General features: G+C 46.9%; 4 protein-coding genes. All 4 read left to right on the plus strand.

Annotated elements, in window-relative coordinates:
* Nucleotides 1-508: 508 nt before the first annotated feature.
* The gene (locus PLH26_RS16725; RefSeq protein ID WP_324587174.1) at nt 509-2137 is read left to right on the plus strand and encodes a hypothetical protein; all 1629 of its coding nucleotides are present in this window, start codon (nt 509-511) and stop codon (nt 2135-2137) included.
* A gap of 278 nt (nt 2138-2415) precedes the next feature.
* On the plus strand, nt 2416-5586 hold the full coding sequence (locus PLH26_RS16730) for a PVC-type heme-binding CxxCH protein (RefSeq protein WP_324587175.1): 3171 nt from the start codon (nt 2416-2418) through the stop codon (nt 5584-5586).
* 251 nt (nt 5587-5837) lie between these two features.
* Nucleotides 5838-7559 (plus strand): ABC transporter ATP-binding protein, encoded by a 1722-nt coding sequence (locus tag PLH26_RS16735; RefSeq protein ID WP_324587176.1) that lies wholly within the window; start codon nt 5838-5840, stop codon nt 7557-7559.
* Nucleotides 7543-9306, plus strand: coding sequence for an ABC transporter ATP-binding protein (locus PLH26_RS16740; protein ID WP_324587177.1), 1764 nt, complete (start codon nt 7543-7545; stop codon nt 9304-9306). The genes PLH26_RS16735 and PLH26_RS16740 overlap by 17 nt, the downstream gene beginning before the upstream one ends.
* The last annotated feature ends 594 nt before the right edge of the window (nt 9307-9900 follow it).

Below are 9900 nucleotides of genomic sequence, written 5' to 3' on the forward strand. Positions count from 1 at the left end.
TGATGTTTTCGCGGTCATCTCTTTTCTGTATTTCCGGTGTTCTGCAATTCAACAACGGGGTTTTCATGAAAGTAAGTTTTTTTTAGTAGCTAAGGTCGCCAATACCCAGGGCAAACGCATCTAAACTGATTTGTGCTCATTTATTGATTTGCATTTTTTAAATGCTTATCCTTTATCATCCCGTAGGGATGACAGATTGGTAGATCCAGGGGATATAGGTTGCATGCGTCCTGTAGGGACGCTATGTGATAGCCGGAAATAACCCATTCAATTACCCGGGATATTAAGCAGGGTTTGGAATTTTGACCGATTTCACATCAATAATTGCCATACTTTTTTCAGATGCGTTTGCCTTGCGCCAATACCCGTACCGCATTTTGTTCGCTTACATACAAAACATTGTTGTTCACATACATTCCCGTATACCCGCCGCAAGGAGCAATTAGTTTAGCAGGCGCTTACCTGTCCGTTTGCCCGACACTTTTTAAACCTGCTAAAACTGATTATCATGAACAAGTTACTGCTTTACATTACAGTTTGCCTGGCAACAGGGCTGGCTGTTGCCTCCTGCAAAAAAAATAAGGTAGATGGTCCATCCGGGCCGGTGATCACCCAACTGGATACAAGTGCGCTGAATATACCCGTGAGCAGCGGCCAGATCGGCCTGATAATAGATACAAGACCGATAGCAAAAAAAGGATATACGCCATCTTATATCTCCCTGTCGGTAACAAACGGACAATCCTTTTCTTTTTCGGACAACCATGTGGAGGTGGATGCGTTTACCAATCTTGTTATATGGCATATTCCCAAAGACAGTGTCTCGGAAAAAGACGTGGAACAGTTTGCCAAAGGGGTTCCGGTAACCATAAAAGTGTATGATAAAGAAGATGCGCTGCTGGCCGAACTAAAAGAAAACAGTTTGCCGGTAAGCGCAAATACGGAACCGATTTTGGTAGAAACTTCAAAGGCAAAGGTGGTACCCCCATTAAAGATAATCCCCGGAACGCCTTATGTTATCCAGGCTCTGCCCGCGGTAGGGTATGAAGGCGGAGGCATATGGACATATAGTTACAACATGATAAGTGGCGGGCTATTGGGGAAGGATCCGTTAAAAGCATACGAAAACCCGTTCATAGGATTGCGGAATTATATTCATCCAAATGACGAAGCAAATGATCAGGCGGGGCAGATCTTCACTTTTGAGCCTGCGGGGAATGATTCCACTTTTTATATAAAGGCTGAAGGTAAAAGAACGCAGTATGTGGATGTTTACCAGAATACGGTGCAAACTTTTCCCGATCCGCCGCAGGCGTCTGATAACTATAAATTTATCTTCAGCCAGGATGATGAGGGAGCAATTACCATTAAATCGTATGATCACTATCCTATAAAGGTTAATAAGGATGCTATATTAGGTGGTTTAAAAACCGATGGAATGACTGCCGTAAAATTCAGGTTAATTCCCGTAGATATTGTATGGACTGCCCAGAACATGGGGATCTCTTATGATCAGCCTATTATGCCGCCCGCGCAACTTGATTTTGCAGTAGCTACTACCATTAACAATTGCGGGGCGGTGAAGATATCACAAATCGTAGAGAAGAAAGATACAAGGAGCACTACCATCACTGCATCAGCGGAGGAAAGCTTCAGTGTGACCGCGCAGCATGAGGCAAGAGTGGATATGTCAATAAGCATGGGCGTTAACGCCGATCTTTTCGGGGTGGCGGGCATGAGCAGAGATCTTACCTTATCGGCCGGGTATACGTTTACCCATTCTGAAATGAAAACGAACACAAGCCGTTTTGATACGAGCAGGACGGAAACAACGGAGGTTGGAGTAGCCAGAACGGTTGAAGTTCCGCCATATACATCCGTGGATACTTATGATGCCGTGCAAACTTACCGCAATGTGGTGGTGTTTTATGTGCAAAAGATAAGGGTATCGGCAAAGCGCGGGAGTGTGCCCCTCACCGGAGATGAAATTGTGTCGCAACTCCTCGCTAACCAGTTCGGGGGAGTGGTTACTGAAACAGGGGATACTTATGTAACCATATCGGTAAGGGGAAAGGTAAATGTTACAAATTTGATGGCTACCCAAACAGATTCAAAATCACGGCCATGCGGTGGTTGATGAGTAGTTAATAGGTCGTTAACGGGATAAAGATTAAGTCAGGTACAAAAACGGGGCGGTTATCCGTGGGCGGCAGGTTCGCCGTCCACTTTCATGTTGGGTAAAAAATGGCAGGTGAAAACAATGCTATTGCCCCCGATTTATACGCTTCTTTTGCACCCCGTCTCTTTTTTGCCTGGGTGTACTTAAGTTGAACAGCATCGGCTGCCGGTTTGAAAAAAATTGGGCATTTAGGCTATGAACTCATATTTTTATGAATTCTAAACCACAAAATTGAAATGACAAACCCGCACGCAAAAAGTACTGCAACCCTTGTATTTTTATTTGGATTAATGATCGCTGCATTTACCGCCTGCCGTTCTGACCAGCATGAACCGCTCAAAATTAAAAAGCATACCAGCATAGCCCTGGTGGGCAATAACCTGGGATCGCGGATGATGAACTTCGGGCATTTTGAAACAGAAATGCAGGTACGCTATCCCGATAGTATGCTGTATATCCGTAATTTTTGTGATGGCGGCAATACGCCCGGCTTCCGGCCGCATGCGGCAAGGAACGATCCCTGGGCTTTCCCGGGTGCGGAAAAATTCCAAACAGAGCTCGCAACTCCTTCGGGAAGCGAAGGCCATTTTGAATCGCCCGATCAGTGGCTTACCCGTCATAAGGCCGATGTGATCATCGCTTTCTTCGGATACAATGAATCCTTCCAGGGAAAGGAAGGATTGGAAAATTATAAAGCCGAGCTGGATGCATTTATCAAACATACGCTCAGTCAGCATTACAATGGCAGCTCTTCTCCGCAGGTAGCGATCGTGTCGCCTGTTGCTTTTGAAGATCTGTCCGGTAAATACGATCTCCCCAACGGCAAAAAGGAAAATGAAAACCTTTCGTTGTATACACAGGGCATGAAGGCGGTTGCCGATTCGAACAACGTGCTTTTTGTGGATGCTTTCGCTCCTTCCAAAAAATGGTTTGATTCCGATAAGGAAGATTTAACGATTGACGGCTCGCAGTTGAATGATGAAGGCTACAAAAAATTGTCCGTTTTACTGGCTGATGAAATTTTTGGTAAGGTTTCACCTAAGGCAGAAGCCAACAGGGCCCTGGTGCTGGCGGCGGTAAATGAAAAGAACTGGATGTGGCACGACGATTATAAGATCCCCAATGGCGTACATGTATATGGCCGCCGGTATAATCCTTTTGGACCCGATAATTATCCTGCCGAAATAGAAAAGATCCGTCAAATGACGGCGATCCGCGACACTGCCGTATGGCTGGCAGCAGGCAAAGGCGAGCAAATGGATGTAGCCGCCGCTGACAAAAACACCAGGACATTGCCTCCTGTTAAAACCAATTATAACCCTAAAGCAAACGGCAGCTTAACCTATTTATATGGTGAAGAAGCACTTAGTAAGCTTAAAGTACCTAAAGGGTACAAGATTGAGCTTTTTGCTTCCGAGCAGGAATTTCCTGAGCTGGCAAAGCCCATGCAAATGTCATTCGACAATAAAGGACGCCTGTGGGTAGCTACTATGCCCAGTTACCCGCATTATAAACCGGGTGATCCCAAACCGGATGATAAGATCGTTATTCTTGAAGATACAAATGCGGATGGAAAAGCCGACAGGCTCAAGGTTTTTGCAGATAAATTGCACCTGCCGCTGGGTTTTGAAATGGCTCCCGAAGGTGTGTATGTTTCGCAGGGCACCAATCTTAAGTTATTTACCGATACAGATGGCGATGATAAGGCCGATAAGGTGGAGATTTTGCTGAGTGGGTTTGATGATCATGATACGCATCACAACAGCCATGCTTTTACAGCCGATCCCTCCGGTGCTATTTACAGTGGTGAAGGTGTATTCCTGCATACCAATGTAGAAACCTCTTACGGACCTGTACGCGCTACCAATGGCGGGTTTTACCGCTATGCTCCGCAGCTCCATAAACTGGAACGTACGGCACAGCTTTCCATCCCCAACCCCTGGGGCATAGCATTCGACGACTGGGGCCAGCCTTTTTTTGCAGAAACTTCCGGTCCCGATGTGCGCTGGATGATGCCGGGTACTGTGCTGCCAAGATATGGAGAAGCTACGCACAAATCTTTCAATTTAATAGAGGAGGCACATAAAGTGCGTCCCACTTCGGGACTGGAATTCATTTCCAGCCGCCATTTTCCCGATGAAGTGCAGGGCGACATGCTGATCAACAATACCATTGGCTTCCTGGGAACAAAAGAACATGTTATAGAAGACAGTGGCACTGGGTATAAAAGCCATCATCGCGTAGACCTGCTGGTTAGTGAAGACCGGAATTTCCGGCCTGTGGATATGGAGTTCGCACCCGACGGATCGCTTTACGTAATTGACTGGCACAATATACTCATCGGGCACATGCAGCACAATGCAAGGGATCCGCTGCGCGATCATATGCACGGAAGGGTTTACAGGATTACTTATCCTTCACGGCCGCTGGTAACGCCTGCTAAAATAGACGGAGCTACGGTTGAAGTGTTGCTGGATAATCTCAAGCTGCCGGAATACCGTAGCCGCTACCGCACACGCCGTGAGCTGAGAGGCAGGGATGCCGGCGAAGTGTTGCCCAAACTGAAAAAATGGGTTGCTGCACTCGATAAGAATGATCCGCGGTATGAGCACCATAAGCTGGAAGCATTGTGGGTAAGCTGGGGGCTGGATGGGGTTGACCAGGATTTATTAAGGGAAATGCTCCATGCAAAAGATTACCACGCAAGAGCGGCAGCGGTTAACGTTGTACGTTATACCGGCCACCAGGTAGCCGACCAGGCTGATCTGCTGATGCAGGCTGCCCGCGATCCGCATGGAAGGGTGCGCCTTGAAGCCATTGTTGCCGCTTCGTGGATCGGAAAAGAAAAAGGCATGCCCATACTGGAAGAAGCTGCAAAGATGCCCTTAGACGAATGGATGGTGCATGCGCACGAAGCTGCCGTGGCGCATTTGAATGGTAAGCTGGTAAAAGAGCATAAAGAAGAACAGATCGTATCATCATTGAAAGGTAATGACCTGGAACTGTATAAAAAAGGTAAGGAAATATATGCCCGCGACGGCTATTGCAATACCTGCCACCAACCCGATGGCAAGGGATTGTTTGCTGCCGGCTATCCGCCGCTTGCCGGTACAAAATGGGTGAACGGCAATGAAGACCGTTTAATAAAGCTGGTGTTGAAGGGACTTATGGGGCCTTTGGAAGTAGGTGGCAGAAAATACCCGGGGCAGGTGCCCATGACACCGTTTGAAGGCTTGCTCAATGATGAAGAGGTAGCAGCGGTATTAACGTATGTACGGAATTCGTTTGGCAACCAGGCGGCGCCTGTACAGCCCGAAAAGGTTAAACAGGTAAGAGCGGAAGTGAAAAATGTGGAAGGGTTTTATACGCCGGAAAAATTGCTGAAGGAACATCCGCTGGGGAAATGACCCGACAAAAATTTATAAGCAACCTGTAAGGAGTGCTCACAGCAGGCCTTACAGGTTGCCTGTTCATGCCTTATGATCTCTTACCTTACAATCCCACACCTTACGCCCCACACCTCGTTCCTCCTGCCCAATCCCTCACCGTTCCATTAACCAGCTGTTAACATAAACGCCACTTTTATAAATCAGCTTACATTTGCATCTTTTATTTGCTGGCAGTATATATATTCAGCCGTACACAAAATGCAGGAACAATGGGTCAAAAGCGGGGAGTGCTCAGTTTACTAAAGCCTTACAGGGGGTTGGTAGTTGTGCTGTTGCTGTTTACCCTGCTCAGCAATGCCATCAACCTGCTGCTCCCAAAGATCATAGCAGATGCCATTGACGCTTTTACTGCAGGTGTATTTGCATTGGATCCTGTGCTTATCAGGTTCAGCCTCGCCATACTGTTCATCTTTGTTTTTACCTACCTGCAGAGCATCATACAAACCTATGCTTCAGAAAGGGTGGCACGCGACCTGAGAACGAAACTCTCCAATAAGATATCGATTCAAACGGCCGCTTTTATTGAACAGGCCAATCCCTCCAAACTGCTCACCAATCTTACGGCAGATGTTGACTCTATCAAGATGTTCATATCCCAGGCCATTGTGTCGGTCATTTCTTCCATATTCATTATTGTTGGAGCCAGCATATTGCTCATCAGCATCAACTGGAAGCTGGCTTTATGCATCATAGCCATTATACCCATTATCGGCGTCACTTTTTTTCTTGTGCTGCGCAAGGTCCGGGCATTGTTCATTCAAAGCAGGGCGGTGATTGACCGGTTGAATAAGGTGATCAATGAAAGCATTTTGGGTGCAGCGCTGATCCGTGTGGTAAATTCGCAGCAGCTGGAGTATAATAAATTCCTTGGTGCGAATACCAAAGCCAAAAGCTTCGGACTTGCCATCCTGCGGCTTTTTGCGGGACTTATTCCGGTGATCACTTTCACCGCTAACATGGCTGCACTAACCATTCTTGCCATGGGTGGTCGCTTTGTGATCAGCGGCAGTATGAGCCTCGGTGATTTTGCCGCTTTCAACAGCTATTTATCCATGCTCATCTTTCCTATACTTGTTATTGGCTTCATGAGCAATGTAATAGCGCAGGCTGCCGCTTCGTACGACCGTATAAGAATGGTGATTGAAACACCCGGCCAGGCCGAAACGGGAACAATTAAGCAGGCGTTGCAGGGCAAAATTGAATTGAAGAATGTAAACCTGGTGTATGAGCAGCAGCCTGTTTTGAAAGATATATCTTTCACGATACAAAAGGGAACAAAAACCGCGATCATCGGCCCCACTGCCGCCGGTAAAACGCAATTGCTGTATTTGCTCACAGGACTGGTAAAGCCCCGCTCCGGCACCATCCGGTTTGATGATGAAAGTATTGAGCGCCACAACAGTGAATCTTTTTACAGTCAGGTTGGGTTTGTTTTCCAGGACAGCATTATTTTCAATATGAGCATTCGTGAAAACATTGCATTCAGCGATACGGTAACCGATGCCTCACTTGAAAAAGCGGTGGAAACAGCGGAGCTGAAAGAATTTGTTGACCTGCTGCCTGACAAATTGAGTACCATTGTTTCGGAGAGAGGTTCCAGCCTTTCGGGCGGACAAAAACAAAGGATCATGCTGGCCCGCGCACTGGCTATTGACCCTAAAATATTGTTGTTGGATGACTTTACAGCGCGGGTGGACAGCAATACTGAAAAGAAGATTATAGAAAACCTGCAGCGGAATTACCCCGGCCTGACACTGATCTCTGTTACACAAAAAATTGCCACTGTGGAAGAATATGACCAGATCATATTGTTGATGCAGGGTGAGCTTATTGCTCATGGCAGGCATGAAACACTGGTGCGTACCAGTCCCGAATATGTACAGCTATTGAAAGCACAACAAAGTACCAGCCATTATGAATTACAATCTTAATACGCTTTCGGGAGCGCAGCAAAAAACATCAACCTATGCTGCGCTTAAAAGTTTGCTGCAGCTTATTGCGCATGAGAAGAAGAATTTATTGCTGGCGCTGCTGGCTATAGTGCTGAACGCTGCATTCAATCTGCTGGGACCGTTATTGATAGGATATACCATTGATCATTATGTGCAGCAAAAGCAGTATCAGGGCGTACTGCAGTTCTCGGGCATACTGCTGGCTGTTTATTTGCTTGCCCTGTTTACCAGTTATTACCAAACACAATTGATGGGTGGAGTGGGGCAGCGCCTGTTGTTTACCCTGCGCAACGTCATATTCAATAAGCTGCAGGTTTTGCCCGTTGCGTTTTTCAATGCCAACAAAGCAGGCGATCTTATTTCACGGGTTAATAATGATACGGATAGGCTCAATACATTTTTCTCTCAATCCTTAATGCAGTTCATCGGCAGCATTGTAACCATGACGGGAGCCGGTATTTTTTTGCTGATCATTAATGTAAAGCTGGGAGCGGCTACGCTTATACCCGCATTGCTTATTTTAATATTTACAAAGCTGGTATCGCCCTGGGTAAAAAGAAAGAATGCCGTGAACATGACAAGCGTGGGTGGAATGAGCGCAGAGATCCAGGAAAGCCTGAACAATTTTAAAGTGATCGTTGCATTCAACCGCCGCGATTATTTCAGGGAACGTTTTGCTAAAGCCAACCTGCAAAACTATACCACGGCTGTAGGTGCCGGGCTGGCAAACAATATATTCCTGCCTGTATACAGCTTGTTGTCGGCACTGGCGCAGTTGGTTGTATTGCTGTATGGCATACACCTGATCGCCGCCGGCAGTTTTTCCATTGGATTACTGGTCAGCTACCTGGCTTATGCTACTCTCTTTTATAACCCGCTGCGGCAGCTTGCCACCTTGTGGGCCAGTTTCCAGGTGGCGCTGGCCGGGTGGGATCGGATTGGGCATATCCTTTCATTGGATACCAACCTGGCCGTGCTGAAAGGCGTTGCTGCTGAACCATCTTCGCAATCCATCGTGGAATTCAGGAACGTACACTTCGGCTACACGGAGGGGAAGGAGATACTGCACAATATCAGTCTGCAGTTGCAAAAAGGCAAAACCTATGCTTTTGTAGGTCCCACCGGCGGAGGAAAAACCACCACGGCTTCACTGATCGCAAGGTTATACGATCCCACCTCAGGCACTGTGTTGCTTGATGGTAAAGACATCCGTGAGTATGGGCCGGAAGCGCTTTCAAAAAAGATCGGGTTTATACTGCAGGATCCTTTTTTATTTACCGGTACGGTAAAGGATAATATTTTATACGGTAATGAGCAGTACCGGCATTACAGCAATGAACAACTGGAACAGGTCATCACGGAAGCCGGGCTGGAAACCCTGCTCACCATTTTTGAAAACGGGTTGCTCACCAGTGTATCTTCCGGCGGAGAAAGCATCAGCCTGGGGCAAAAGCAACTGATCGCTTTTATGCGTGCCGTATTGCGCCACCCCGAGATACTCATTTTGGATGAGGCCACCGCCAATATAGATACCGTTACTGAACAACTGCTGGGAGAAATATTGAACAAGCTGCCTGCTCACACTACCCGCATCATCATTGCACATCGCTTAAACACCATCCGCAATGCCGATGAAATATTTTTTGTGAATGCAGGCGAAGTTACCCGTGCAGGCTCTTTTAACGAAGCCATTGACAAACTGCTGAACGATAAAAGAGTGAGTTGAGAAAGGGTTGTTCAACGGTAAATACAATGCTGGGTCATAACGGCAAACGCAATTATTTTTGTTTCTTTTCCTTGATAAAAAGAATCAAAAAATATAGCCCGCCTGCCGGATGGGCAGGCTGCACAAAAATGACAAAAAAACATCTCTATTTCTACTGCCAGCAGAAAAAAGTCAATTATAGATATTTACAAAGCGGCTATTCTATTAAGACTTTGCTTAAAAACATTTAATAGTTTCAATTGTGCTACCTGTTTGTACATGAGAAAGCAGCAGCGAAATGAAGCTGAATTCACAATGGTGCAAAAGTTTATCAGGACTCCCTTCCGAAAACGGGCCGTATTCCCTGCTCGTCCGGTCAGGCGGGGTTTTCGGACGCCTGCCCGAATCACGCTCCGCACGGTTGCCTTGCTGTGAAGACCCCGTCGGGAAGGGAAACGGAAGTCGCGCCGGGGTCTTCATCAAAAGCCTTTGCGGGCTGGCTATGAGACCCTGGTGCTGAAAAAGCCCATGCTGAAAATTAAATAATGCTTCTATTCGCCGGGGTCACGCTCCCCACGGTTGCCTTGCTGTGAAGACCCCGTCGGGAAGGGAAAC

The organism is Agriterribacter sp., assembly GCF_035444585.1.
Taxonomy (GTDB): Bacteria; Bacteroidota; Bacteroidia; order Chitinophagales; family Chitinophagaceae; genus Agriterribacter.

Bases quoted from the DNA above. Each gene is read 5' to 3' on its own strand.
- PLH26_RS16725 (WP_324587174.1), top strand. From the start codon at position 509: ATGAACAAGTTACTGCTTTACATTACAGTTTGCCTGGCAACAGGGCTG.
- PLH26_RS16730 (WP_324587175.1), top strand. From the start codon at position 2,416: ATGACAAACCCGCACGCAAAAAGTACTGCAACCCTTGTATTTTTATTT.
- PLH26_RS16735 (WP_324587176.1), top strand. From the start codon at position 5,838: ATGGGTCAAAAGCGGGGAGTGCTCAGTTTACTAAAGCCTTACAGGGGG.
- PLH26_RS16740 (WP_324587177.1), top strand. From the start codon at position 7,543: ATGAATTACAATCTTAATACGCTTTCGGGAGCGCAGCAAAAAACATCA.